Genomic DNA, 25,678 nt, shown 5'->3' on the forward strand with positions numbered 1-25,678 from the left:
AGAAAGAGGGGCGGCGGAGGTGCGCCGTCCGCCCCGTCCGGGTTCAGACCTCGTCGGGCAGGAGAAGGTTCAGGAGGATTGCCACGAGGGCGGTGGGCGCGACGGCGGAGGTGGCCAAGGTCTGCACCACGCCGGGGAGGTATTGCACTGCCGTGGGCACGAGGTTGAGGCCAAGGCCCGCCGAAAGGCTGACGGCGATGATCACCATGTTGCGGCGGTTCATGGTGACTTCGGTCAGCACGTTCAGGCCTGCTGCGGCGACCATGCCGAACATCACGATCACACCGCCGCCCAGCACCGGGAGCGGCATGGAGGCGATGACGGCCCCGATCTTGGGCACGAGGCCGCAGAGGATCAGGACCAGCGCGCCGATGGTGACCACGTGGCGGGACATGATGCCGGTCATCCCGACGATGCCGACGTTCTGGCTGAAGGATGTGTTTGGCAGGCCACCGAAGACCGCCGCCACCGCCGTGCCGAGGCCGTCGGCGTAGGTGGCGCCGGCGATTTCCTCGTCCGTCGCCTCGCGGCCCGCGCCGGCCTTGGTGGTGGCGGAGGTGTCGCCCACTGTCTCGATGGCTGAGACGACGGAAACCAGTGTGACGGCGATCGTGGCCCCGAGCGAGAACTCGAAGCCATAGGGCAAGGGTGTGATGCCGGTGAGCCAGGCGGCATTGGCCACCGGAGCGAAGCTGACCATGCCGAAGAGATAGGCGAGGATATAGCCCACGATCAGGCCGATGAGGATGGCGGCGCTGCTGGTGGTGCCGGAGGTGAAGAACTTGAGCGCGAGGGCCACGACGACGACCGAAAGGGCCACCGCCCAGTGCATGAGCGACCCGAAGCTTTCCGCCTCCATCTGGAATGGGGCGGCGCCGCCTGCGGCATATTTGATCGCCACGGGGATGAGGTAGAGTCCGATGGCGAGGATCACCAGCCCCGTGACAAGCGGTGGGAAGAGCCAGCGCAGATGGCGGATGACCGAACCGAGCAGGAAATGGATCGTGCCGCCGATGATACATGCCGAGAGCGCCACGCTGAGGCCTTGCGTCGCCGCGACGCCCGCGAGGACGCCGACGAAGGCAAAGCTGGTGCCCTGCATGATCGGGAGCCGCGAGCCGACAGGGCCGAAGCCCACGGTCTGGAAGAGCGTTGCCACGCCGGCAAAGAGCATCGCCATCTGGATGAGGTAGACCTGCTCGGGTCCGCCGAAGGCGAGGCCAGCGGCGCCCGCCACGATGATCGAGGGGGTGACGTTGGAGGCGAACATCGCCAGCACGTGCTGCAGGCCGAGGGGCACCGCCTGCGCCAACGGTGGCGTCTCGTTCGGGTCGCTATACACGCCCGTGTCCATTTGTGTCATGTTCCGTCCCTGTCTTTTTCAGTGCCTATTTTTTAGGCTGTTCTGTTTATGAGACCACGACCCAAGGCGGATCAAGAAAAACCTCTTCGAGGTTGGCGGAATTCCCGATCCGGTCGACCACGGCGAAGAGGCCCGGTGAAAAAAGTGGCGTGAGGACGCCGTGCCAGGTGCCCCTGCGAAAGTTCACGCCCTGATGGGGAGCGGTGAGGAACGCGCGGGGGGTGCCGGGTTTGCCGTGGTCGTCCGGGGCGGCGATGACGAGGAAGGGGTGTTCCGACATGGGGATGAAGGCCTGGCTGCCTTCGGGATGCCGTTCGAGGAGGTCGAGCGTGTAGGGCAGGCTGCGCGGGGTGGCGTCAAAGAGGCTGATGCCGGCGCGACCCTCGGGGCCGAAGTCGAGTTGGGCGAGGTCGTGGTGGCGGCCGCAGAGGCCTGCATTGATCAGCTTGTCGGGCTTGGGGCGCAGTTGCAGGACGTCGCCGAAGGGGGCGAAGGCCTCGGGCGTCAGCGGTTCGGTTCTGATTTCGCGGGTCACAGGGGCATGTGACGGTTCACGTCCTTGTAGAGAAGATAGCGGAAGCGGCCGTCGCCGGTGGTGATGCAGGCCTGCGGGCAGAAGGCGCGCAGCCACATGAAGTCGCCGGGGCCGACCGGGACCCAGTCCTTGTTCAGAAGGTAGTCGGCGGTGCCTTCAAGCACGTAGAGGCCGTGCTCCATCACGTGGGTTTCGGCGAACGGGATGCGGCCGCCGGGCTGGAAGGTGACGATGTTGACGTGCATGTCGTGGCGCAGGTCGGTGGGATCGACGAAACGGGTGGTGGCCCAGACGCCGTTGCAGTCCGGCATTTCGGTGGGGGCGACGTCCTGGTCGGAGGTCACGAAGGCTTCGGGGGTATCGACGCCTTCGGCCTCGACGTAGCGTTTCCTGATCCAGTGGAATTTCGCGGGGCTCTCTCCATCGTTCCATAGGGTCCAGACCGTATCGGGCGGGACGTAGGCGTAGCCGCCGGGTGCGAGCGCGTGGCGCGCGCCGTCGATGTTGAGAGTGAGGGTGCCGCCCACGACGAAGATCACCGATTGCGCCTCGGGGTCGACCTCGGGTTTGTCGGAGCCGCCGCCGGGGGCGAGTTCGACGGCGTATTGGGAGAAGGTTTCGGCAAAGCCCGAAAGTGGGCGGGCGAGGACCCACATGCGCATGCCCGTCCATCCGGGCAGGTAGCTGGTGACGATATCGCGCTGGGTGACGGCGGGGAGGACGGCGTAGGCCTCGGTGAAAACCGCCGTGCCTTCGGGGTTGACGGATTGGTCCGGCAGGCCGCCGGGGGGGAAGGCGTAGGTCAAAACATGTCCTCCAGCCTGATCCGCGCGATGCGCTCGACCTGCGCGCAGGCGGTGGCGAATTCGGTTTCGGTGTCGTTGGCGATGCGGCGTTCGAAGGCGCGCAGGATGCCCGCCTTGTCATAGTCCTTGACCGCGATGATGAAGGGGAAGCCGTGTTTGTCGGTGTAGGCTGTGTTGAGTTCGGTGAAGCGGGCGCGTTCCGCATCCGTCAGGGCGTCGAGACCTGCGCTGGCTTGTTCCGCGGTGCTTTCTGCCGTGAGGCGTTTGGCGGCGGCGAGCTTGCCTGCGAGATCAGGGTGCGCGCGCAGCACGCCGAGGCGCTCATCGCGGTTGGCGGAGCGGAACATGCGGGCCAGCGCGTTGTGCAGACCGGCAGGGCAGTCGTGGGCGGGGCCGAGTTCGAGGGCGAAGGCGCGTTCGGCGATCCATGGCGAATGTTCGAAGACAGAGCCGAAGCGGGCGATGAAATCCTCGAGGGTCATGCGGCTCGGGCGAAGCGTGCGTTCGGGCGTAGGGTGGGTTTTGCGCCAGTGGGCCGCGATGTCGATGCGGCGGGGGGTCCAGACGCCTTCGTGCTGCTGGATGTAATCGACGAAGCGTTTCAGCGCCTGCACGCGGCCAGGGCGTCCGACAAGGCGGCAGTGGAGGCCCACGGACATCATCTTGGCGGCCCCTGCCCTGCCCTCCTCATAGAGCGCGTCGAAGGTGTCGCGCAGATAGGCGAAGAACTGGTCGCCCGAGTTGAAGCCCTGTGCGGTGGCAAAGCGCATGTCGTTGCAGTCGAGCGTGTAGGGGATGATCAGTTGCGCGCGCCCGTCGACATCCATCCAGTAGGGCAGATCGTCGTCGTAGGTGTCGGAGATATAGTCGAACTGGCCGGTGCGCGCGGCAAGGGCCACGGTGTTGACGGAGGTGCGTCCGCAATACCAGCCGCGCGGGGCCTCGCCCACGACTTCCGTATGCAAGCGGATCGCCTCGGCGATGTCGGCGCGTTCTGCGTCCTCGGTGTGGTCGCGGTAATCGATCCATTTCAGACCGTGGCTCGCGATTTCCCAGCCTGCGGTATTCATGGCCTCGACCTGTTCGGGCGCGCGGGCGAGTGCGCTTGCCACGCCGTAGACGGTGACCGGGATGCGAGCCTGCGTGAAGAGGCGGTGCAGCCGCCAGAATCCGGCGCGGGCGCCGTAGTCGTAGATCGATTCCATGTTCCAGTGGCGCTGGCCGGGCCAGGGCTGGGCACCGACGATTTCGGAGAGGAAAGCCTCGGAGGCGGCATCGCCATGGAGGAGGCAGTTTTCGCCGCCCTCCTCGTAGTTCACCACGAATTGCACCGCGATCCGCGCGCCACTGGGCCATGCGGCATCGGGCGGATGCGCGCCGTAGCCACGGAAATCTCTGGGATATCTGTTCATGCCGTCACGTTGCAGGAATTCGCGGGGCGGTACAATCGGCTTAGAGCGGCGGCAGGCCCGTCACTTCGCCCTCGCGGATCACGCCCGGGTCGTAGGCTTTGCGACCGAAGACCTCGCGCACCATCGGCTCGAAGGTTTCCAGCGGCTCGGTGGGATAGTCGGGGTCGAAGCTGGACTGGTCCCAGCGTTCGCAGAAATTCGCACAGGTGTCGAAAAGCGGATGATCGCGGTAGCGGTCGCGCGCGTTTCGGTCCCAGCCGTAATGGTGGCCGTAATAGAGGGTCTGGAAGATGCCGTGATGTTCGACCACCCATGAAACCTCCCAGCGGACGAAGGGGCGGATCACTTCGGCAGACATGCGGTCGTGGTTCTGGGGAGCAAGGCCGTCGCCCACGTCATGCAGGAGCGCACCGACGACCCAGTCGATGTCCGCACCTTCGCGCAGCGCGCGGGTGCCCGACTGCAGGCCGTGGTGCAGACGGGTGATCTTGTAGCCTTCGAGTGTGACCTCGCCCGCGCGGCGCAACTCGTCGAGGACGCGGTCGGCGGTGAGGGCGAGAAACGGCTTTTCCAGCCGTTCCAGCAGTTCGTAATCCTCGCGCGTGCCGTCCTTCATCGCTGTGAAACTGACCGTCTGAGCCATTCAAACCTCCTTGCCTGCCGGATCGGCAGCCGCGTTGTGTTTTCGTAGATGGGTCTACGTTAGCGACGAGTGGCAGACTGACAAAGCAACAATCGGACGCGAAATGCACCGTTCGCGACGTAGCGAAGGGGAAAATGCGAACGGGCCGTCCTTGAGGTGACGGCCCGTTGCCAGATTGGCTGCAGCAGCTGTGTTTATTGGTATATTGGAATTGTTAGCCGCTGGCCAATCTTGATGAGGTCCGGGGATGAAAGGATCTCCCGGTTGGCCTCGAAGATGCGCATGTAGTCATCCGGTCGGCCGTAGAACTGGAGTGAGAGGAAGGCCAGGCTGTCGCCCGGCTCGACGAGGTAGATCTGTCTGCCTTCGACATTGCCTGTGGGGGCGGTAGCGACCGCAAGGGCGCGGCGGCTCATCTCGCGCGCCGCCGTGGCACCATCCTCCGTGCCGTCGCTGGCAAAGGAGGTCTGGACCAGCCCGAAAAACAGGGTGTCGAGGTCGATATCGCCCTCTGCGGTGCTCAGACCGGCGGGCAAGGTGATCTCACCCCGTTCGGCAGCAGCAAAGAGCAGCTCGGCGATGCTTTCGCGGGTCAGCGCGCCGTCCTCGATCTCGAGCACCAGCCGCGTGATGTTGCCCTCTTCCCTGGCCGTGACTTCGTAGTTGCCGGTCAGTACAGCCTCCCGCAGGGTGCTCATGTCAGCGCGACCGACGATTTCGCGCGCCTCGCGGACTTTCGCCGCGCGTTCCTCCTCGGTGAGATGAGCGAAGGAAGGCTTGGGCCGCAGACCTTCAAGGACGACATCGCGCTGGGTCGCGGAGAGATCGGTATTCGTGGAAGTCGTGGTGGAGGGGGTCAGAAGGTCGGCCGAGAGCTGCCGCATGACCGCGTCCTGCGTCGCTGCGGCGACAGCGGCTTCGAGCGCGTCTGGGGTGCCGGCCGCGAAAGGCGGCTTTGCCGTGGCCTGAGACGTTTCTGTTTGGGTCGGCCCGGCGAACTTCAGCGTGGCAAGCACGCCAAGGGTGAATGTCAGGACCGCGATTGCTCCGGTGGCAAGGATGCCGCCGCTTTTGGGAAGGGGGAAGGTGCTGCGGTCAACCGACTTGACGGTCTCGGGAATGACATAGCTGTCGAAGCCAATGAAGGGCTTGACCGGGTCCATCCGCGAGGGTGCCGTCACGACTGACCCTCCTCGATACTGAAGCCGAGTAACGACCACATCTGCATCCCGCCGCGATAATAACGCAGCATCCCAGCCGGATAGCCTACGGTCAGCAGGTTGCGCACGAGGCTGCCCGCATCGTCGCTGCCGGGGCCAAGGTCATAGATCAGAAGCTGCCGCGCCTGCGTGAAATCGAAACCGCCGTCCGCGTCTACCGCCCCGAGCGCGCGCAGTACGTCGTCGCGAAATCCGTTGTCCGGGTCAACGGCACTGTGGGGGAGGCTGACGCTGCCGGGAATGAAGCCCATCGCGCGATCCTGCTGCAAGCGTGCATCTACCATGAGCCCCGCGTTGCCCGCCACTTCGTTCACCAGGAAATTGAGCACCTCGACCTCGCCCAGGGTCGCGACGCCCTGCGCCACCTGCATGGGGGCCACGCAGGCCGCGCCGCAAGCGTCGCGCAGCGACGCGAAGGCCGTCACGAAACGCGCGGCGTCGGCGTTGTCGCGCGCGATCCTGATACGCTCGCCGTTGAAGATGAAGGAGGCCTTTGCCTCGGTCATCTTCTCTTCGGCAGCACTTGCGCCCGCCACAAGGATCAGAAGCGCCGAAACGCCCGTGGTCCACCCGTGCATCTTTCCCCCACAACCACTCGATATTGGGTGCAGAACTGGCAGGCCCTACATCTTTTTGGTGTGAGCCCTATATGCAGAGGATGATTCGTCACTGTCAAAGCAAAAACGAATCACTTTGCCAAAAACATGCGAATCGGTGCGGCAATGATTCGATTTACCGGGTTTGCCCTTGTTTTCTTCCGCGCTTGGCCGGCAAATGGACCGGAAAACGCGGTGCAAGCGCAACCAGAAAGGGAACCTCATGGCCAGCGGATATCTGACGACACATGTGCTCGACACCGGGCGGGGCGTGCCGGCGAGCGGTCTGAGGATCACGCTCTTCCGTATCGCGGGAACGGCCCGTGAAGAGCTGGCGCAGATGGTCACCAACGCGGATGGACGTACCGACAGCCCGATCCTGCCCGCGTCCACCTTTGCAACCGGCACCTACGAGCTGGAATTCGAGGCCGGAGCCTATCTCGAAGCCGCGGGGACACCGGCCGAAGAGCCCCGCTTTCTCGACCGCATCCCGATCCGTTTCGGCATCTCGGACCCGGATGCACATTACCATGTGCCGCTGCTGCTGTCGCCTTTCGGTTATTCCACCTATCGCGGCAGCTGATCACGCTGCGTCAGCCCCGCTTGCCAAGGGGGCGGCGGGCATGGCACCTTGGCGTCTCTGCCCGAACCGGAGATGCCCATGTCCGCCCCCTCGCCCCATCTTCACACACAGACGCCGCAGACCGCCGGGGCGCAGTTGCCGCAGGTGACGGAACCGCGCAATCCGGGGATGCCGCTTGACCTGAACTGGGTGCTGAGCGCGCAGGCCAATACATCGGCGATAGAGCGGCGCGCGGGCAGCATCGGGGCGCGGCGGTCGGTCAAGAAGGCCTATCAGGCGGCGTGGCTGGTGAAGGCGGTGACCTGTATCGATCTGACGACGCTGTCGGGCGATGATACCGCACGGCGGGTGGAGCGGCTGTGCGCGAAGGCTCGGCAGCCGGTTGCCCCGGCACTGCTGGAGGCGATGGGCGTGGGTCCGGTCACCACGGGCGCGGTCTGTGTCTATCACGAGATGATCCCGGCGGCGGTCGCGGCGTTGAAGGGGACGAATATCCCCATAGCCGCCGTCTCAACCGGTTTCCCTGCGGGGCTGTCTCCGTTCGAGTTGCGCCTGCGGGAGATCGAGATGAGCGTCGCGGCGGGAGCGACCGAGATCGACATCGTGATTTCGCGCCGCCACGTGCTGTCGGGCAATTGGCAGGCGCTCTATGACGAGATGGCGCAGATGCGTGCGGCCTGCGGTGAGGCGCATGTGAAGGCGATCCTTGCGACGGGAGAGTTGGGCAGCTTGCGCAACGTGGCCCGCGCCTCGCTCGTCTGCATGATGGCGGGGGCGGATTTCATCAAGACCTCGACCGGCAAAGAGAGCGTGAATGCGACGCTGCCGGTATCGTTGGTGATGATCCGGGCGATCCGGGATTTCTATGAGCGCACAGGCATTCGCGTGGGCTACAAGCCTGCGGGCGGTATATCGAAGGCCAAGGATGCGCTGACGTATCTCGCGCTGATCAAGGAGGAGCTGGGCGACCGCTGGTTGCAGCCGGACCTTTTCCGTTTTGGCGCGTCTTCGCTGCTGGGCGATATCGAGCGGCAGTTGGAGCACTACGTGACCGGGGCCTATTCGGCGGGGTATCGCCATGCGGCCAATTGAGCGGCTTGGTGGCTGTCGTCGGAATGTGAGTTGTATTGGAAAGATGAAGACATGAGCGTCGCGGATATTCTTGAAACGATGGATTACGGGGAGGCGCCGGAGTCTCTTGCCGAGGCGCTGGCGTGGCTGGTCGATCAAGGCAGCCGATTCGGGCATTTCATCGACGGGGCCTTTACCAAGCCGGGGGACGGGTTCGAATCGCGCAATCCGGCGACGGGCGAGGTGCTGGCAACGCTGACGCAGGCGAGCGAGGCAGATGTGGATGCGGCGGTGAAGGCGGCGCGCAAGGCGCAGCCTGCGTGGGAGAAGCTGGGCAGTCACGGTCGGGCGCGGGTGCTTTATGCCATTGCGCGGCTTTTGCAGAAGCACAGCCGGTTGTTCGCGGTGCTCGAGGTACTGGACAACGGCAAGCCCATTCGCGAGGCGCGGGACATCGACGTGCCGCTGGCGCAGCGGCATTTCTATTATCACGCCGGGATGGCGCAGCTGATGGAGAGCGAATTGCCTGACGCTGAGGCGCTGGGGGTGTGCGGGCAGATCATTCCGTGGAACTTTCCGCTGCTGATGCTGGCGTGGAAGGTGGCACCCGCGCTGGCGATGGGCAACACGGTGGTGTTGAAGCCTGCGGAGTATACGTCGCTGACGGCGATGTTGTTTGCGGATATCTGCGTGCAGGCGGGGGTGCCGAAAGGCGTCGTGAACATCGTCACCGGTGACGGGGCGGTGGGCGAGATGATCGTGGCGGCGGACGTCGATAAGATCGCCTTTACCGGCTCGACCGAGGTGGGGCGCAAGATCAGGGAGGCGACGGCAGGGTCAGGCAAGGCGCTGACTTTGGAGCTTGGCGGCAAGTCTCCCTATATCGTCTTTGACGATGCGGATCTCGACTCAGCGGTCGAGGGGCTCGTGGACGCGATCTGGTTCAACCAGGGGCAGGTCTGTTGCGCGGGCTCGCGCCTGCTGGTGCAGGAGCCGGCGGCCGATCTCTTCTACGCCAAGCTGCGGCACCGGATGGACAAGCTGCGCATGGGCTCGCCCTTGGACAAGAGCATCGACGTGGGCACGCTGGTCGATCCGGTGCAGTTGCAGACGGTGTCGGGGATGGTCGCGGCGAATACGGCGGGGCATGTTCATGTGGCGGACACGCCGCTGCCGGATCAGGGGTGTTTCTATCCGCCGACGCTGATTACCGGGCTCAATCCTGCCGATACGCTGATGCAGGAGGAAATCTTTGGGCCCGTGCTGGTCTCCACCACATTCCGCACGCCTGCTGAGGCAGTGGAGCTGGCCAATAACTCGCGCTACGGGCTGGCAGCGAGCGTTTGGTCGGAGAACGTGAACCTCGCGCTTGATGTGGCACCCAAACTGGCGGTGGGGGTGGTCTGGGTCAACGGGACCAACATGATGGACGCCGCCGCCGGGTTCGGCGGGGTGCGCGAAAGCGGGTTCGGACGCGAAGGCGGCTGGGAGGGGCTGGCGGCCTATACCCGGCGCAAAGGCAGTGCGAAGGCGTTGAAGGAGATCGAGGCTTTCACCGGCGAGGGCAGCACTGTCGATGGGATCGACCGAACCGCGAAGCTTTATATCGGGGGCAAACAGGCGCGGCCTGACGGGGGGTATTCCGCGCCGGTGTATGGGAAGAGTGGCAAGCTCTTGGGGCATGCCAGCATTGCGAACCGCAAGGACGTGCGGAACGCGGTTGAGGCGGCGCAGGCGGCGAAAGGGTGGTCGAAGACCACGGGACATCTGCGGGCGCAGATCCTTTACTACATCGCCGAGAACCTGCAGGCGCGGGCGGATGAGTTCGCCGCGCGGCTCGATGCGATGCAGGGCGGCAAAAGCGGGGCGAAGGAAGTCGAGGCGAGCGTGAAGCGGCTTTTCACCTATGCGGCCTGGGCGGACAAATACGACGGGCAAGTACATGGTGTGCCGATCCGGGGGGTCGCCATCGCGATGAAGGAGCCCGTGGGCGTGATCGGGGCGCTTTGTCCGGCGGAGGCGCCGCTCTTGGGGCTGATCTCTTGCATGGCACCGGCGATTGCCATGGGGAACCGGGTGATCCTGTCGGCCTCGGAACCTTTCCCGCTGGCGGCGACGGATTTCATTCAGGTGCTGGAGACGTCGGATGTGCCTGCGGGTGTCGTCAACATCCTGACGGGGCCGCAGGCCGATCTGGCCGATCCGCTGGCGCGGCATATGGATGTGGATGCGGCCTGGTCTTTCGGGGCGAAGGCCTTGAGCAAGGTGGTCGAGAAAGGGTCGGCCACGAACCTCAAGCGGACCTGGGTGAACAACGGTATGGCGCGCGACTGGATGGGGGCCGGGGGCGAGGGGCATGATTTCCTGCGCGCGGCGACCGAGGTGAAGAACATCTGGGTGCCGTACGGAGAGTAACGGCTCAAGCTAGCCTGCGGAGTCTTCAAAGCTCCGGGCAAAATCCTTTGAAGGATTTTGTTGCATCATCTTCAATCGGACCAAGAGAAAGGGCTGTCCCCGCGGGGACAGCCCTCGAAACTTGTTACGCATCAGGGTGCTGGACCACCCGTTTACCCCTTATTCACCAACGGTGGTTTCCAGCCCGACAGGCTGTCCCACGACCACGAAATGCAGCCCCTCGGGCTTCAGCAATTCGCGGGCGACACGCTGAACATCCGCCAGTGTTACCGCCTCGACCTTGTCATTACGCGTGGCGATATAGTCGATGGGCAGGCCCAACATCTGCATGCCGACGAGGATATTCGCGATGGTCGCATTGCCGTCGAACCGAAGCGGGTAAGCCCCGGTGATGTAGGTCTTGGCGTCCTGCAGCTCTTCCTCGGTCAGACCGTTCTCCGCTGCCTTGGTCCATTCGTCGCGGATCACCGCGATGGCCTCGGCAATGCGGTCGTTGGCAGAACTGACCGAGCCCATGTAGACATTCGCGAGATCGCGGCTGGCAAGGTAGGAATAGACGCCATAGGTGAGGCCGCGCTTTTCGCGGACCTCGTTCATCAGGCGGCTCTCGAAACCGCCACCGCCCAACACCTGGTTGAGGACCAGCGCGGCAAAGAAATCAGGATCGCTCTGGGCGATGCCCGGCTGGCCGAAAAGTGCCACGGACTGCGGCACCGGGAAATCGACCACCGTGATTCCGCCCGGAATGGTCACGTTCGCCTTTGGCGGCATCGGCGCACCTGTCTCGGGCAGGTCGCCGAGAAGCTCGTCAAGCAACGGCCCAAGCTCATCGGCCGTGATGTCCCCCACGGCACCGATATAGATGCGGTCACGGGCCAGCACCGCGCGATGGGCAGCGATCAGGTCGTCGCGGGTCAGCGCAGCGACGCTTTCAAGTGTCCCGTTCACCGGATGCGCGTAAGGATGATCCCCATAGGCGATTTCGCCGAAGGTACGGCTGGCGATGTCGTTCGGGTCCTTCAGGTCGGACTGGATGATCGACAGCACCTGCCCCCGCACCCGTTCGATGGCATCCGCGTCAAAACGCGGTTCAAACAGGGCAGCGCGCAGCAGCGCCAGAGAAGCCTCGCGGTTCTCGGTCAGGAAACGGGCAGAGATCGACACCTCGTCACGGTTCAAGTCGAAGCCGAAAGAGGTGGCAAGCGCCTCCTGCGCCTTGGCAAAGGCGCGGGCGTCCATGTCCGCGGCACCCTCTTCCAGAAGGCCTGTCATCAGGTTGATGGCGCCGCGTTTCTCCGGATCGTCGAGCGAGGCACCGCCGCGAAAGCGGATTTCCAGCGCGGCGAAGGGGATCGAGGGTTCCTCGACCAGCCAGGCGGTGAGGCCACCGGGGCTGGTGACCTCCTGAATGTTCACCTCGGCTCGCGCGGGCAGGCTGGCGACAATTGTCAGGATCAGGGCGTAGAGCAGTCTCATTCTGTGGCCTCCTCTTTCATCAGCCAGCCGGTGACGGAGGTGCGCCGGTCGAAAATCTCGCGCGCCGCCTGCATGATGTCCTCGGCGGTTACGGCGTCGAGCACCTTGGGCCAGTTCTGCACGTCCTCAACGGTCAGCCCGACGGACAACGCACGGCCATAGCGGTTGGCAACTGCATCCACGTTGTCGCGGGCGTAGATCTGGCTGGCACGGATTTGCAGCTTGATGCGGTCAAGCTGTTCGGCATCGACGCCGGTTTCCATGAAGCTGGCAAGTGCTGCATCCATGGCATCTTCGGCCTGTTGCAGGGTGACCCCGGCGGTTGGGACCACAGCGAGATCGAAGGTCGTGTCGTCCAGCGCCGTACCGTTGTAGAAGGCCCCGGTGTAGGTGGCGATGGGATTGTCGAACTGCATCTTCTCGGCAAGGTATGACGTGGTGCCGCCGCCGAGGATTTCCGCGAGGATCGTCAGCGCAGCGGCCTTTTCCTGATTGCCCGGATCACGCTCGGGCGCGAGGTAGGATCGGGTCACGTAGGGTTGCGCAACGCGGGGGTCGCGGAAGATCAGCCGCCGCTCGGCGGTCTGGGGCGGCTCCTGCGTGCGGATACGCTCCGGCAGGTCGGGGTTTGCGGGGATCACGCCGTAGTATTTTTCGGCTAGGCGGCGCACTTCGGCGGGGTCAACGTCGCCTGAAACGATCAGGATGGCATTATTGGGCGAATAGTAGGTCTCGTAGAAGGACAGCGCGTCTTCGAGGTCCAACTCCTCCATCTCATGCTTCCAACCGATGATGGGCACACCGTAGCGGTGATTGAGGTATTGCGCCGCATTCACCTGTTCATTGAACAGCGCACCGGGCGAATTCTCGGTCCGCTGGTTGCGTTCCTCGAGGATCACGTCACGCTCGGTGACGATGTTTTCGGGCGTGATGCGGATGTTTTTCATCCGGTCGGATTCCATCGCCATCATCAACTCGAGCCGGTCGGCGGCGACGCGCTGGAAATAGGCGGTGTAGTCGTAGCTGGTAAAAGCGTTGTCCTGCCCCCCGTTGGCCGCGACGGTGGCCGAGAACTCGCCTGCCTCCATCTTGTCGGTGGCCTTGAAGAGCAGATGCTCGAGGAAATGGGCCACACCGGACGCGCCCTTGGGCTCGTCAGCGGAGCCAGCCCGGTACCAGACCATCTGCTGCACGGCGGGCGCACGGTGATCTTCGACAACGACAACGTCCATGCCGTTATCGAGGGTGAAATGGGTGACGGCCTCTCCATCGGCGGAGAGGGCAAGCACGGGGGCGGCAAGGAACGCCAATAGCGCCGCGAGGATCGGCAGTCTGAGCATCGTCCATCCTTCAGGTTGGGTCACACGCAAAGAGGTACGTGCGCGCCACGCACATTCAAGGCAAATGAATTATTTGTAAGGTGCGGTATTCCGCCCCGGTCTCAGTTCGCGGGTGGCGCGGACGGCGTACGCGCGCCCGCCTGCCGCCAGCGCGCCGCCTCGCGGTCGGCATTCAGCGCCTCGCGCCGGTACGCCTGGTTGTAGCGGTCCACGGGGAACAGGCGGATTTGCGTGAAGCGCGCCTTGCGCTTGCGGAATTGCGCATCACTCTCTGCAAGGTCGTCGCGGATGTTCGGATCGACCCCAAGACGGCTGGCGTGGCGCACCAGTGCGCCATCGCTTGCCGGGATCGGTCCGTCGTTGACCCGCGTGCTCCCGCCCACGGCTTGGATCCCCTCGTTCAGCGCGGAACGGTCTGTCAGGTTGGCCTGGCCAGGCGTCGGCGGCGGCAATTCGCTGTAGCTGGGCGGCGCTTCGAGCGGCTTTGACGGCTGGATCATGAATTCATCCGGCCCCGACGACGTGTTCCGAAGGTCGTGCAAGCCCCTGTTGGCGCAGGCCGCAAGGGCCAGCGGGATCAGCAAGAGGATGAACGTACGGCGCATGGGTCGTCTCCGGTCGGGCGTTAACACGTGATACCGCAGGGGGGCGGGTAATGTCACTTGGGTTTTTTCGCGGCCTTCTTCGTGGCCTTTTCCGCATCCTCGCCAAAGAAGATGAGACCGATGGCCCCGGCAAAGATGAAGACGTCGGCAAGGTTGTAGACGAAAGGGTTGTCAAAGCCGCAGCAGGAGTTGTTGAGAAAGTCGAGCACATAGCCGTAGATCAGCCGGTCGAGCACGTTCGCCAGTGCACCGCCGATCAGAAGACCGGCGGAAATCATCGAGATGCGGTTGAGCTTGGCCCGGTAGGCCCAGACCAGCACGCCAAGCGAAATCACCACGGCGAGCACGATCAGCACCCAGACGCTGATGCCGTCGCCGAGGCCGAAGTTGATGCCCCGGTTCTCGCCGTAGCGGAAATTGAGGATCGGCGGCAGGACGTCAATCTCGCGGATGCGCCAAAGCTGCCAGACGTGGATGACCACGTATTTGCTGATCTGGTCGATCAGGAAGGCAAGGACGGCGAAGAGGGCGAGAAGGCGCATGTCTCTCCTAGTGGCGGAAGTGGCGCATGCCGGTGAAGACCATGGCGAGGCCCGCGTCGTCGGCGGCGGCGATCACCTCGTCGTCACGCATGGAGCCGCCCGGCTGGATGAGCGCGGTCGCTCCGGCCTCGGCGGCGGTGATCAGGCCGTCAGCGAAGGGAAAGAAGGCGTCGGAGGCAACAACTGAGCCTTGGGTGAGCGGCGCGGGCAGGCCCATGACCTCGGCCATGTCCTGCGCCTTGCGGGCAGCGATGCGGGTGGAATCCACGCGGCTCATCTGGCCCGCGCCGACGCCGACGGTCGCGCCGTCCTTGACGTAGATGATGGCGTTGGACTTGACGTGCTTTGCGACGGTCCAGGCGAAAAGCATGTCGCTGAGTTCCTGCTCGGACGGTGCGCGCTTGGTCACGACCTTGAGGTCGTCGCGGGTGATGCGGCCCACATCCTTGTCCTGCACCAGCCAGCCCCCCGAGACTTGACGGGCGGTGAGCAGTGGCGCGGTGGGGTCGGCAAGGTTGCCGGTGGTGAGAAGGCGGAGGTTTTTCTTCCTGGCGAAGATCGCGCGTGCGTCGGCGTCTGCATCGGGCGCAATCACGACTTCGGTGAAAATCTCGGTGATCTTCTCGGCGGTCGCGCCGTCGAGCGTCTGGTTCAAGGCGATAATGCCGCCGAAGGCGCTGGTGCGGTCACAGTCGAAGGCGCGGGTGTAGGCCTCGGACAGCGTGTCACCACGGGCAACGCCGCAGGGGTTGGCGTGTTTGATGATGGCGCAGGAGGGGCCGCTCTCGGGCGCGAATTCCGAGACCAGTTCGAAGGCCGCGTCGGTGTCGTTGATGTTGTTGTAGCTCAGTTCCTTGCCCTGATGCTGTTCGGCGGTGGCCACGCCGGGACGGTTGGAGCCGTCTGTGTAAAATGCCGCCTGCTGATGCGGATTCTCACCGTAACGGAGTGTTTGGGCCAGCGTGCCGCCGAAGGTGCGGCGGCGCGGGGTGGTGTCCACCTGTGCGGCCATCCATGTGCTGACCGCGGTGTCATAGGCGGCGGTGCGGGCATAGGCCGTCTGGGCGAGGCGCTGGCGCAGCTTGTAGGTGGTGGCGCCGTCGTTGGCGGCCATTTCGGAGGTCACGGCGGCGTAGTCCTCGGTATCGACGACGACGTTGACGAACCCGTGGTTCTTGGCCGCCGAGCGGATCATGGCGGGGCCACCGATGTCGATGTTCTCGATCACCTCGGCGTATTCCGCGCCCTTCGCCACCGTGGCTTCGAAGGGGTAAAGGTTGACCACGACGAGGTCGATCCCGCCGATGCCGTGTTCCTGCATGGCAGCGAGATGCTCATCGTTGTCGCGCAGGGCCAATAGGCCACCGTGCACCACCGGGTGCAGCGTCTTGACGCGTCCGTCCATCATCTCAGGAAAGCCCGTGACTTCAGCCACGTCCTTGACCTCCAGCCCCGCCTCCCGCAGCGCCTTGGCGGTGCCGCCGGTGCTGAGCAGTTCGACACCGTGCCCGGCCAGCGCCTTCCCCAGATCAACCAGTCCGGTCTTGTCGGAAACGGAAAGCAGGGCGCGTTTGACGGCTACGAGGTCGGGCATGTCGGGGTCCTTCGGTCAGGTTTCTTCCAGGTACGGCTCGTCCATGGACAAGTCGCGCACGCCAATGGCAGTTTCCTGCGCTTTGGACAAGGACCACCTGACACGGGTGGCATATGTATAGGCCATGCCGGACAGCACGATCTGCTGCGCGGCACGGGGTTTGAGACGCGTTGTCTCAAGATAGGCGCCTGGTTCCAGCGTGAGGTTGTGCGCGCCGTCATGGCGGAAGACCCAGACCTCGCCGCTTTTGAGCGCCATAGAGATCGCGGCGCCGCCAAGATCGACCGTGGCATCGACGTCGGGATGCAGGTGGAAACGGATGTCAAAGCGGATGCCCTTGAGTTTGACGGCGTCGAGGGCCGCATCGAAGCGGCGCTTGTCGGCGTCCTCGAGGGCGAGCAACATGTCCTCACCCGCAAGGCCGCGTCCGTCGAGGGTGAGTTCGAGCGTGCGCGCGTGGGTCAGGCCATGCGAGGCAACGTAGCCGTCGTGGCCACCCTGAAAGCGCACGCCATCCACCATGGGCGAGATTTCGACCGGCACGTTCCTCGCGCCGCCGATCAGCGCCTCCCGTCCCGTCTCGGGATCGGGATCGGCAAGGCGTGCGCTGGAATAGCCGCCAAGGCTGAGCGTGGAATGAGATGGGGTCGCGCGCCCGGCGCGCCGCCAGTCGGCACCGAAGGAGGCGCCCGAACCGCAGTTCACAATGAGCGGGCGGCGGCCCGAGGTCAGCTCGAAGGCTAGCGTCGAGGCATGGGCATTGGCCGACGCGGCGCCCGTGGGTGGTGGCGCGGCGTCGATCACGATGCTGGTGCGCCCGCCCGAGATGCGCGCGTAACCCATGGCGAGCCCGCTTGGCTGCGTTCCTTTCACGCCGGAGGCCGCAAGCGCGTGGTCGAGCCAGCCCTCGATCCCACGCCCGCCGCCGTGAAACCGCGCCAGCGCGCCGTCGGAATGGCGCAGGGACCGCAGGGTCGGCGCGATCCGTTCGATGGCCGCAAGATGATCGCGCGGCGTGCCGCGCCCCGCGTCGCTAAGCGCGGCGGCGGCCCAGGTGAGCAGGGTAAAGACCGCAAGCAGTTCCTCGGGGTTCCGGGTGGGCAATCCGCCCTGGTCATCGATCTGGCGGGCGCATTCCCGCGCCAGCGCACGGATGGCGGGGTCGGCGAGCGCTTCCTTGCCTTCGAGCGCGAGGCCCGCGTAGATCAGCCCGGTCAGCGCCTCGAACCTTGGCAGGCCGGGTGCGGCCGCGCGCCAGCGGCGCGACAGGAACTGCGTCTGTTGTTCGAGAGAAAGGTAGAAGGCGCGGCTTTGCTCCGATTCCTGTCCGCGCAGCACGAAGAGCGCATGGTTGATCCAGCGGATCAGACGGCGACCGGTCAGGCTTGGGCTCCACCCAGGGCCGCGGCCCTTGCCGTAGAGGTCGATCCAGCCCCAGAGCCAGTCCTGCGCCCCCGCGCGCGCGGGGGCATCCCCGACGGCAGCCAGATCGTCGAGCCAGGCAAAACCGTGCAGTTCGGCGGCATAGGCGGCATCGGGCGGCGTGAGTTCCCAAAGCGTATGGTTGGGCGCGTTGATCAGCGTGCCCGCGAACAGGTAATTGCCCGCGATCAGCTGCCGCCCCCGCGCGAAGGACCCGATGGTACGCGGCTCGGGCGAGGAAACGAAACCCTTGACGCTGGGCCGCATGCGCGTTGCCAGACGCGCGTGCACCGCGTTCAAAAGCCGCGCCTGACGCGCCCTGAGGGTGGTGAGGTTGAACATTGACGACTGCCCTTGACGCTCTGATGGCGTTTGCGGGGATCATAGACTGCAGGGGACGGGGTGTCACCGCTTTTTGGCTCCCCTTCCCGTGATCGGCGGGAAGGGTCGCATCGGGCCTGTCGTACGATGCCGGGTTTGGCTAGGTTGGCCCCGGTCAACGAGGACGCCCAATGATTGCCAGCCTGATGATGTATGCGAGACCTGAACTGGACGCGGCCCACGCGCACTACTGGACGCTGATCCGCGCGGCGCTGGCCGCGCGGCGTATCGCGGCACCGGAGACACTGGCAAACGCGGCAGAGGAATTCTCGGTCTGGGAAGCGCCGGATTTGGTGCTGAGCCAGACCTGCGGGATGCCCTTTCGCATGCGGCTGCATGGCAGGGTGCAACTGGTCGGCACACCTGACTTTGGCATCGACGGATGTCAGCCGGGGTATTATCGCAGCGCCATCGTCGTGCGCAGGGACGACAGCCGCATGGCTTTGGCCGATTTCCGGGATGCACGCTTTGCCTATAACATGACCCACTCGCAGTCCGGTTTCGCGGCGGCCTATGCCATGGTGCAGGCGGCGGGGTTCTGGTTCACGGACCGGGTGGCAAGCGGAGGGCACCGCGTATCGGCCCGGATGGTGGCAAAGGAGCAAGCCGACATCGCGGCCATCGATGCAGTGACTTGGCGTCTGATCGAGCGCTACGACGCATTCGCCCGCGATCTGCGCGTACTGACGTGGTCGCCACCGACACCGGGGCTACCCTACATCACCGGGCCGGGGCAGGATGCAGCGGCGATCTTCGATGCGGTCTCGGAGGCGATCGCACAACTCAGTGCAGAAGACCGCGCGGCGCTTGGTCTGCGCGGCCTCACCCGCATTCCGGCGAAGGACTACCTTGCCATTCCGAACCCACCGCCCGAGGCCGGGTAGTCAGCCTGTCTTGCGCAGGCAGGCGATGTAAAAGCCATCCATGCCCCCCAGATCGGGCCAGTAGTCGGGGCGCAGGCGCAGGCCGCCTTCGGCGGTGATCCAATCCACCTCAACGCCGGGCACCTTGAGCGCCTCTGCATCCACCCGCATGTCCTCATGACGCTCCAGCGCCTCATCCACCTGCACCTCACCCTCGTCCGGCAACAGCGAGCAGGTGCAGAACACCATCCGCCCGCCGGGCTTCAGCAACGTCCAGGCGTGGTTGATCAACTCTTCCTGCAGCGCGATCAGGACTCCGAATTCCGAGCCGTCCTTGGCATGCGGCAGATCGGGGTGGCGGCGGATGGTGCCGGTGGCCGAACAGGGTGCGTCGAGCAGGATGGCATCGAAGGTGCCGGTGGCGGCGCGCGCGTCCTGCACGATCGTCTTGGCGGAAAGGCCGGTCCGGGCGAGGTTCTCTTTTAACCGTGCCATGCGCGCGGCGGAATCGTCGACCGCCGTGACATTGGCTCCGCCGGCTGCAAGCTGCATCGTCTTGCTACCGGGGGCGGCGCAGAGGTCGAGGATGTCTTCGCCGGGCTTCGGAGCGAGGATAGCCGCAGGCAAAGCGGCGGCAGCATCCTGCACCCACCAGTCACCTTCCGCATAGCCCGGCATGGCCGAGACCTGATCGGGATCGCTCACGCGGATCGATCCGGTGGGCAGAAGTGTGCCCCCAACCGCCTGCGCGACGGCTTGCGGATCACCCTTGGCCGTCAGATCGAGCGGTGCACCTGCGAAATGCGCGACCTCAATGGCGGCCATGGCTTCGGGTCCCCAAGCCTCGACCAGCGGGCCACGAAGCCACTTGGGCAGGCGTGGCGCACGGAGCGTTGGCCATGCGTCAGGCCCTTCGGCGGCGATCTTGCGCAGTACGGCGTTGGTCAGCCCCTTCAGATGGCCCAGTCTGGGATGGCGCGAGACGAGGTTCACCATCGCGTTGACAACGCCGTGGGCGGCACCGCCCTGGCACAATTCAACGGTGCCGACACGCAGGGCGTTGCGGACCGTCAGCGGTGGATATTTCTTGAGATGTTTCTGCAGAAGGCGGTCTGCCCGCTCCAGCCCGCGCAGGGTCTCGGTTGCCAGACGCTGGGCGCGGGCGCGTTCCTCGGGGGGAAGTTTTTCCAGCGCGCCAGCGGCAAGGAGTTCGGACATCAGCCGCGGATTTTCGCCCAGGATTTGATCAAGCAAATAGACTGCGCCCCTGCGCGCCTCGACGCCGGTCTGTGACATGTCGGGGTTCCTATCCGGGTTGTCCGTGCCTTCAGGCGACGTATATCAAAGGCAGCAACGCCTCAAGAGGACCACATGACCGAAGAGACGACACCGAGAATTCGAGCCGCCGAGCCGGACCCCAAACCGATCCCGGACACGCCGGGCCAGCCGGCACCTGCGCCGAAACCCGATCTGCCGGGGACGCCCCGGCCTGATCCAGCGCCACGTCCGTTGCCCGATCCGGCGCCGGACCCCGGACCCGATCCAAACCCGATCCCGCCAGCGGCACAACGGGCGCTGGCAGAGGCGGAAGAGCGACGCAGAAAAGCAGCGGCATTGAACCTGCCCCCCGAACTGGGCGGCAGGGACGGGCCGGAGCCTGTCCGCTATGGTGATTGGGAAAAGAAAGGAATAGCCGTCGATTTCTGACAGACGCGCTGAAGCTTATCGCAGGAGGAAATCGGCGGAGTCGCCTTTGCCCTTGTCCGAGGTGATCCGCACGCGTGCGCCGTCCGTTTTCACTTCCTGACAATTGTAGCCGAGGTCATCCCCGCCCCACTTCAGGCTGCGGCAAAGATAGCCGTTTTCCCATGACCATTGCCCCGTGACCTCCCACGAAGCGCCAGTTCCCGCAATCCGGCCATCCGGCAGGACCTGAAGTTTCACGAGCGGCCGGGTGAGCGTCTTGCCCCCCACCAGCCTGAGAAAATCGTCCCGCGAGGTGATCTGTTGAAAGTCGGCAAAAGCCGGTGTTGCAAGGCCGATGACGGCTGCGATGACACTGGGGATGATTGCTTTCATTTCGGCACCTCTTGCTGGCGTATGCAAGTATTACGCTCGAGCCCCCGATCCGGTTCATTTTGGTTTCGAAATTCAGTCCGACTCGGCCAAGCCCAACACATCAAGCATATCATATTCGCCCGGGCTGCGTCCCTTTCCCCAAAGCGCGGCCTTGAGCGCGCCACGGGCAAAGACACTGCGGTCCGACGCGACATGGCGCAGGATGATGCGCTCGCCTGCCGCGGCGAACATCACGTCGTGTTCACCGATGATGTCGCCGCCCCGGATCGCCGTGAACCCGATATCGCCGCGCTTGCGCGCGCCGGTGATCCCGTCGCGACCCCGGTCGGACACTTCCTTGAGCGACACACCGCGCCCTTCGGCGGCGGCCTCGCCCAGCATCAGCGCGGTGCCGGAGGGGGCATCGACCTTCTTGTTGTGATGCGCCTCGATGACCTCGATGTCGTAATCGTCGTCGAGCGAGGCGGCCACCCGCTTGGTCAGTTGCACCAGAAGGTTCACGCCAAGGCTCATGTTGCCCGCGCGGATGATGGTGGCGCGGTCCGCAAACCGGGCGAGCAAGCCGATGTCGCCCTCGGTCATGCCGGTGGTGCCGATCACGTGGACGATGCCCGCCTTTGCGGCGGCATCGGCGAATTGAACGGTTGCCGCGGGGGCGGTGAAGTCGATCACTGCATCAGTCTCAGAGAGGGCCGCATCGGCATCGTCGGTCACGATAACGCCCGATGCCGCTCCGCCCATCGCCTCGCCCACGTCGCGACCGATCCAGTCGTGCCCGGCCCGTTCGATGGCACCGGTCAGCTTGAACCGATCATCCGCCGCCGCAAGGGAGATCAGCGTCTGGCCCATCCGGCCCGACGCCCCGGTGATGGCAATGCGCATGCTGTCGCTCATGTCGTCCTCATATTATGTCGGCCCCCGCTTTACCGCGCGCGCGCGCGCTTGGCAAAGGCAATGGGAGCGCTTAGGTAGGGCGCATGGCAAAGAACAAGTTTCACGAAGGGTCCGGCCCGTCGCAGCGGCAGCTTCGCGTCGCGGAAACCATCCGCCGGGCGCTGTCAGAAGTGCTGGCACGGGGAGACGTGCACGACCCGGAACTGAACCGCATGTCGATCACCGTCGGCGAGGTGCGCACCTCGCCTGACCTGAAGATCGCGACCGCCTATGTGCTGCCACTTGGCGGACAGGGTCAGGACGAGGTGATCGAGCTGCTGGCCCGCAACAAGAGCGAGCTGCGGCGGCTGGTGGCGAAGAAGCTGACACTGAAATTCGCGCCCGACCTGCGGTTCCGGCTGGACGAGACATTCGACCAGATGGACGAGACGCGGCGGATGCTTTCCGACGAACGCGTGCGTCGCGATGCCGAAGCCCCCGATGGGGCCGCCGAGGGATGAGACTGGCGCTTGCGCTGATCCTTGCACTGCTGGCCCTGCCCGCTGCGGCGGCGGAGTGTCGACAGGAAACCTACCGGGACAATGCCTATACGATCTGCGAGGTCGATCTGACCCGAGAGCAGCTGGAGCTTTTCCTGACCGGTGAGAACGGGACGGCCTTCGGTCACTTCGCCAACGTAGATGCCGCTTTGTCCAAAAAGGGCAAGCGGCTGGGCTTTGCCACGAATGCGGGCATGTACCACGAGGACCGCAGCCCCGTAGGCTATTACCTCGAGAACGGCACCCAGTTTCAGCAGGTCATGACGCGGCAGGGGCCCGGCAACTTCGGCCTGTTGCCGAACGGTGTCCTGTGCCTGCGCGAAGCCCGCGCGGACGTTTTCGAGACGCAGGCCTTTCTCAAGGAACAACCCGATTGCCGGTCGGCCACTCAATCCGGGCCGATGCTGGTGATCGACGGCGCACTGCACCCCCGGTTCCTGCGCGACAGCACCTCGCGCTACATTCGCAACGGCGTGGGCACCACGGCCGACGGCAAGCGCGCGATCTTCGCCATTTCGGATACCACCGTGACCTTTCACGCGTTCGGGACGCTCTTTAGAGATCACCTGAAATTGCCCAATGCGCTTTACCTCGATGGCAATATTTCGCGCCTGCGGGCCCCCGAACTTGGCCGCAGTGGCACGGGTTTCACCGCGCTTGGTCCGATCATCGGGGTGGTGGAGGCCGCTCAGTAGCTGCTTTTTCGCCTGCCCCTCTGGGCAGGCGGGTCGCGACATACTATAGCGCGGGCGGAATTTTCGAAGAGGACGACATGGCGCGCAAACGCAAGGGGCGGGATATTTCGGGTTGGCTGGTGGTGGACAAGCCCGCCGGGCCGACCTCGACCGCCGTGGTCAACAAGGTCCGCTGGGCGCTGGACGCCAAGAAAGCAGGGCACGCGGGCACGCTTGACCCCGAGGCGACGGGCGTTCTGGCCGTGGCACTGGGCGAGGCAACCAAGACGGTGCCCTTCATCACTGACGCGCTGAAGGCTTACGAATTCACCGTGCGGCTTGGCATCGCCACCAATACCGACGATGCCGAGGGCGAAGTGATCGCGACTTCGGACATGCGGCCCGACGACGCGGCGATCAAGGAAGCGCTGAACCAGTTCATCGGCGATATTGAACAGGTCCCGCCACAGTTCTCCGCCGTCAAGATCGACGGTGAGCGCGCCTACAAACGCGCGCGGGAGGGTGAGGAAATGGCGCTTGCCGCACGGCCGCTTTACGTCGAGAGCCTGCTGCTGGTCGATCGGCCCGATGCCGATCATGTCACACTGGAAATGGTCTGCGGAAAGGGCGGTTATGTGCGCGCCATCGCCCGTGATCTGGGCCGCGCGCTTGGCTGCCTGGGCCATGTGCGCGACCTGCGGCGGATCTGGTCCGGCCCCTTCGAGGCCTCTGACGGGCTTACGCTCGACCGGATCGAAGCGTTGGCACGGACGCCGGAGCTGGACGCGCACCTGCTACCGCTCGAGGCCGGACTGGCGGACCTGCCCGAGGTAAGGGCGACGCCTGAGGGCGCGACACGCCTGCGCAACGGCAATCCCGGCATGGTGATCGCGCAGGATGTCGAGTACGGCGAGGAATGCTGGGCCTCCTTTGAAGGACAGGCCGTTGCAGTGGGCCGCTTCAAGGCCGGAGAGCTGCATCCGAGCCGCGTTTTCAATCTGTGATGTGATCTCTCCAGACTGGCCGCTTGCCGATTTCCGTTTGTGTCCGAAAACGTCCTTTGGCAGACACTGATTCATGATTACCCGCTGTCACACCAAGGGCGATGCCCCTTCGACCGCTGTCTATTCGGATTGTGAACGGTACCGCTACAACCTGACCCGTGAATGGGACGCCGGGGGCAAGCGCGTGCTTTTCGTCATGCTGAACCCCTCGACGGCGACCGAGGTGCAGAACGACCCCACGGTCGAGCGCTGCGAGAGGCGGGCGCGGCATCTGGGCTACGGGGCTTTTCGGGTGACAAATATCTTTGCCTGGCGCGCGACCGATCCGCAGGACATGCGCGCGGTGCAAGACCCCATTGGGCCGGAAAACGACCTGACGTTGCGGGAAGGTGCGGATTGGGCGGACGAGATCATCGCCGCCTGGGGGGTGCACGGCGCGCATCTGGGGCGCGGACAGGAGGTTGCCGCATTGTTGCAGAGGACCGGGAAGCCGCTTTTTCACCTTGGTCTGTCGAAGGACGGTCATCCCAGGCATCCGCTGTATTTGCCTTATGTCCAGCAGCCCGTGCCATGGCTTCTTCAACCTGCCTGAGTCCATAAACCCTTAACCTGTTTACGTTTTCTCTTTTGACCGACAGGCCGCCCGCAGGGCATCCTGCCCCTGGTGGGAACTGGCCGTTGGGCCATATCAGGGGTGTTTTGGTGCGATGCTTTGGCTTGCGGGCTTGATGGGTGTATCGGCGGTTGGGGCTGCCGTATTCATGGATTTCCGAATAGCTGGCCTGTCGGATGAGGATCACGGCGAAGACAACCGTGAGAGCATGGCAGGCAAATCTTCAGATCAAGCAGCCGACCTTCACACGTCGTCCGGGCGGGATGAAGTCCAACTGTTTCCTGAGGCTTGCGGTGATGCGCCGCTTTCGCTGATCACTGATTTCATACCGCAGGACGATTCCTTGCTGTGCATCTGGGATGACAGCGGCGTCGGGAACGGGCCTCCGGCACTTCGGGTCGCGCAGGATCCGGCTGTCTCAGGGCAGCTTCAGGTCTGGCTTGGTGATGAGGTGGTCGCACAGGTCAGCGGGCAGCACGCTCTTGACAGCGCGGACATCGCCCTGATGCCACTCAGTTCCGCGATTGCGCTGAAACTGGTGAGCACTCAAGTGCAGCCCGCGCAATAACCCTTTGCCAAGTGCAGGGATATTTCCTATACGCCACCGTCGCCTGCTGATTCTGATCGGCGGGCGCATCTCCACGGGCCTGTGCTGGACGACATCCCGGCCTGCGCCATACCGTAACCCTATTCCGAAAGGAGACCCCGATGTCGATTACTGCTGAAGAAAAGACCAAGGTGATGAAGGATTTCGCCACCAAGGAAGGCGATACCGGTTCCCCCGAGGTGCAGGTCGCGATCCTAACCAACCGGATCACCACGCTGACCGAGCACTTCAAGACCCACAAGAAGGACAACCACGGCCGCCGTGGCCTTCTCAAGATGGTTGCCCGCCGCCGCAAGCTGCTGGACTACCTCAAGAGCAAGGACGAAGGTCGCTACCAGGACCTGATCGGCCGTCTGGGCATCCGCCGCTAAGGCACCGCCAGAGAGTTCTCAGTGAGCCGC

At 64.6% G+C, this 25,678-nt stretch carries 27 protein-coding genes; 11 read left to right on the plus strand and 16 right to left on the minus strand.

What is annotated here, in order from left to right; all coding sequences use genetic code 11:
* Positions 1-43: 43 nt before the first annotated feature.
* The 7 genes from AB2B41_RS09610 to AB2B41_RS09640 form a co-directional block, all read right to left on the minus strand.
* Positions 44-1,363, minus strand: a complete 1,320-nt coding sequence (locus tag AB2B41_RS09610; RefSeq protein WP_367877565.1) for a uracil-xanthine permease family protein — start codon at positions 1,361-1,363, stop codon at positions 44-46.
* 46 nt (positions 1,364-1,409) lie between these two features.
* Positions 1,410-1,898, minus strand: a complete 489-nt coding sequence (locus AB2B41_RS09615; protein WP_367877566.1) for an ureidoglycolate lyase — start codon at positions 1,896-1,898, stop codon at positions 1,410-1,412.
* Positions 1,895-2,704, minus strand: coding sequence for a bifunctional allantoicase/(S)-ureidoglycine aminohydrolase (locus tag AB2B41_RS09620; protein WP_367877567.1), 810 nt, complete (start codon positions 2,702-2,704; stop codon positions 1,895-1,897). Before AB2B41_RS09620 ends, AB2B41_RS09615 begins: the two co-directional genes overlap by 4 nt.
* Complete coding sequence (gene puuE, locus AB2B41_RS09625; RefSeq protein WP_367877568.1) at positions 2,701-4,116, minus strand: allantoinase PuuE; 1,416 nt, start codon at positions 4,114-4,116, stop codon at positions 2,701-2,703. The genes AB2B41_RS09620 and puuE overlap by 4 nt, the downstream gene beginning before the upstream one ends.
* Before the next feature lie 40 nt (positions 4,117-4,156).
* The gene (locus tag AB2B41_RS09630; RefSeq protein ID WP_367877569.1) at positions 4,157-4,759 is read right to left on the minus strand and encodes an HD domain-containing protein; all 603 of its coding nucleotides are present in this window, start codon (positions 4,757-4,759) and stop codon (positions 4,157-4,159) included.
* A gap of 194 nt (positions 4,760-4,953) precedes the next feature.
* Positions 4,954-5,940 (minus strand): LysM peptidoglycan-binding domain-containing protein, encoded by a 987-nt coding sequence (locus AB2B41_RS09635; protein ID WP_367877570.1) that lies wholly within the window; start codon positions 5,938-5,940, stop codon positions 4,954-4,956.
* Positions 5,937-6,557 (minus strand): rhodanese-like domain-containing protein, encoded by a 621-nt coding sequence (locus AB2B41_RS09640; protein ID WP_367877571.1) that lies wholly within the window; start codon positions 6,555-6,557, stop codon positions 5,937-5,939. Before AB2B41_RS09640 ends, AB2B41_RS09635 begins: the two co-directional genes overlap by 4 nt.
* Before the next feature lie 241 nt (positions 6,558-6,798).
* On the opposite strand from AB2B41_RS09640, the gene uraH reads away from it, so the two are divergent.
* From uraH to AB2B41_RS09655, 3 genes are all read left to right on the plus strand, one after another.
* The gene (uraH, locus tag AB2B41_RS09645) at positions 6,799-7,158 is read left to right on the plus strand and encodes a hydroxyisourate hydrolase (RefSeq protein WP_367877572.1); all 360 of its coding nucleotides are present in this window, start codon (positions 6,799-6,801) and stop codon (positions 7,156-7,158) included.
* Between the two features lie 78 nt (positions 7,159-7,236).
* Positions 7,237-8,250: a deoxyribose-phosphate aldolase gene (gene deoC, locus AB2B41_RS09650; RefSeq protein ID WP_367877573.1), complete on the plus strand. Its 1,014-nt coding sequence runs from the start codon at positions 7,237-7,239 to the stop codon at positions 8,248-8,250.
* Between the two features lie 51 nt (positions 8,251-8,301).
* A complete protein-coding gene (locus tag AB2B41_RS09655; protein ID WP_367877574.1) occupies positions 8,302-10,644 on the plus strand; it encodes an aldehyde dehydrogenase family protein in 2,343 nt (780 codons plus the stop codon).
* A gap of 159 nt (positions 10,645-10,803) precedes the next feature.
* Here the strand turns inward: AB2B41_RS09655 and AB2B41_RS09660 are convergent, their stop codons facing one another.
* The 6 genes from AB2B41_RS09660 to AB2B41_RS09685 form a co-directional block, all read right to left on the minus strand.
* The gene (locus AB2B41_RS09660) at positions 10,804-12,120 is read right to left on the minus strand and encodes a M16 family metallopeptidase (RefSeq protein WP_367877575.1); all 1,317 of its coding nucleotides are present in this window, start codon (positions 12,118-12,120) and stop codon (positions 10,804-10,806) included.
* Positions 12,117-13,460, minus strand: coding sequence for a M16 family metallopeptidase (locus AB2B41_RS09665; protein ID WP_367877576.1), 1,344 nt, complete (start codon positions 13,458-13,460; stop codon positions 12,117-12,119). The genes AB2B41_RS09660 and AB2B41_RS09665 overlap by 4 nt, the downstream gene beginning before the upstream one ends.
* Positions 13,461-13,561: 101 nt before the next feature.
* A complete protein-coding gene (locus AB2B41_RS09670; protein ID WP_367877577.1) occupies positions 13,562-14,065 on the minus strand; it encodes a DUF3035 domain-containing protein in 504 nt (167 codons plus the stop codon).
* A gap of 53 nt (positions 14,066-14,118) precedes the next feature.
* On the minus strand, positions 14,119-14,607 hold the full coding sequence (gene lspA, locus AB2B41_RS09675) for a signal peptidase II (protein ID WP_367877578.1): 489 nt from the start codon (positions 14,605-14,607) through the stop codon (positions 14,119-14,121).
* Positions 14,608-14,614: 7 nt separating this feature from the next.
* Positions 14,615-16,201: a bifunctional phosphoribosylaminoimidazolecarboxamide formyltransferase/IMP cyclohydrolase gene (gene purH / locus AB2B41_RS09680; protein WP_367877579.1), complete on the minus strand. Its 1,587-nt coding sequence runs from the start codon at positions 16,199-16,201 to the stop codon at positions 14,615-14,617.
* Between the two features lie 15 nt (positions 16,202-16,216).
* Positions 16,217-17,965, minus strand: coding sequence for a heparinase II/III family protein (locus tag AB2B41_RS09685; RefSeq protein WP_367877580.1), 1,749 nt, complete (start codon positions 17,963-17,965; stop codon positions 16,217-16,219).
* 170 nt (positions 17,966-18,135) lie between these two features.
* Between AB2B41_RS09685 and AB2B41_RS09690 the strand changes: the two genes are divergently transcribed.
* Complete coding sequence (locus tag AB2B41_RS09690) at positions 18,136-18,888, plus strand: phosphate/phosphite/phosphonate ABC transporter substrate-binding protein (protein ID WP_367877581.1); 753 nt, start codon at positions 18,136-18,138, stop codon at positions 18,886-18,888.
* On the opposite strand, the gene AB2B41_RS09695 is transcribed toward AB2B41_RS09690, so the two are convergent.
* Positions 18,889-20,163 (minus strand): RsmB/NOP family class I SAM-dependent RNA methyltransferase, encoded by a 1,275-nt coding sequence (locus AB2B41_RS09695; protein WP_367877582.1) that lies wholly within the window; start codon positions 20,161-20,163, stop codon positions 18,889-18,891. It lies immediately after the preceding gene.
* A gap of 213 nt (positions 20,164-20,376) precedes the next feature.
* On the opposite strand from AB2B41_RS09695, the gene AB2B41_RS09700 reads away from it, so the two are divergent.
* Positions 20,377-20,574 (plus strand): DUF1674 domain-containing protein, encoded by a 198-nt coding sequence (locus tag AB2B41_RS09700; protein WP_367877794.1) that lies wholly within the window; start codon positions 20,377-20,379, stop codon positions 20,572-20,574.
* Positions 20,575-20,589: 15 nt separating this feature from the next.
* Here the strand turns inward: AB2B41_RS09700 and AB2B41_RS09705 are convergent, their stop codons facing one another.
* A complete protein-coding gene (locus tag AB2B41_RS09705) occupies positions 20,590-20,946 on the minus strand; it encodes a dihydrodipicolinate reductase (RefSeq protein WP_367877583.1) in 357 nt (118 codons plus the stop codon).
* Between the two features lie 72 nt (positions 20,947-21,018).
* A complete protein-coding gene (dapB, locus tag AB2B41_RS09710) occupies positions 21,019-21,840 on the minus strand; it encodes a 4-hydroxy-tetrahydrodipicolinate reductase (protein WP_367877584.1) in 822 nt (273 codons plus the stop codon).
* 83 nt (positions 21,841-21,923) lie between these two features.
* Here dapB and rbfA point away from each other — a divergent pair, with 83 nt between their 5' ends.
* The 6 genes from rbfA to rpsO all read left to right on the plus strand — a co-directional run bounded on the left by rbfA (position 21,924) and on the right by rpsO (position 25,648).
* Positions 21,924-22,340 (plus strand): 30S ribosome-binding factor RbfA, encoded by a 417-nt coding sequence (gene rbfA, locus AB2B41_RS09715; RefSeq protein ID WP_367877585.1) that lies wholly within the window; start codon positions 21,924-21,926, stop codon positions 22,338-22,340.
* Positions 22,337-23,074, plus strand: coding sequence for a phosphodiester glycosidase family protein (locus AB2B41_RS09720; protein ID WP_367877586.1), 738 nt, complete (start codon positions 22,337-22,339; stop codon positions 23,072-23,074). Before rbfA ends, AB2B41_RS09720 begins: the two co-directional genes overlap by 4 nt.
* Positions 23,075-23,151: 77 nt before the next feature.
* Positions 23,152-24,057, plus strand: coding sequence for a tRNA pseudouridine(55) synthase TruB (truB, locus tag AB2B41_RS09725; protein ID WP_367877587.1), 906 nt, complete (start codon positions 23,152-23,154; stop codon positions 24,055-24,057).
* Between the two features lie 73 nt (positions 24,058-24,130).
* A complete protein-coding gene (locus AB2B41_RS09730) occupies positions 24,131-24,649 on the plus strand; it encodes a DUF1643 domain-containing protein (RefSeq protein WP_367877588.1) in 519 nt (172 codons plus the stop codon).
* A gap of 115 nt (positions 24,650-24,764) precedes the next feature.
* Complete coding sequence (locus AB2B41_RS09735) at positions 24,765-25,238, plus strand: hypothetical protein (RefSeq protein ID WP_367877589.1); 474 nt, start codon at positions 24,765-24,767, stop codon at positions 25,236-25,238.
* Between the two features lie 140 nt (positions 25,239-25,378).
* Complete coding sequence (gene rpsO, locus AB2B41_RS09740) at positions 25,379-25,648, plus strand: 30S ribosomal protein S15 (RefSeq protein ID WP_367877590.1); 270 nt, start codon at positions 25,379-25,381, stop codon at positions 25,646-25,648.
* The last annotated feature ends 30 nt before the right edge of the window (positions 25,649-25,678 follow it).

The sequence above is a fragment of the Sulfitobacter sediminis genome (assembly GCF_040811725.1).
Taxonomy (GTDB): Bacteria; Pseudomonadota; Alphaproteobacteria; order Rhodobacterales; family Rhodobacteraceae; genus Sulfitobacter; species Sulfitobacter sediminis.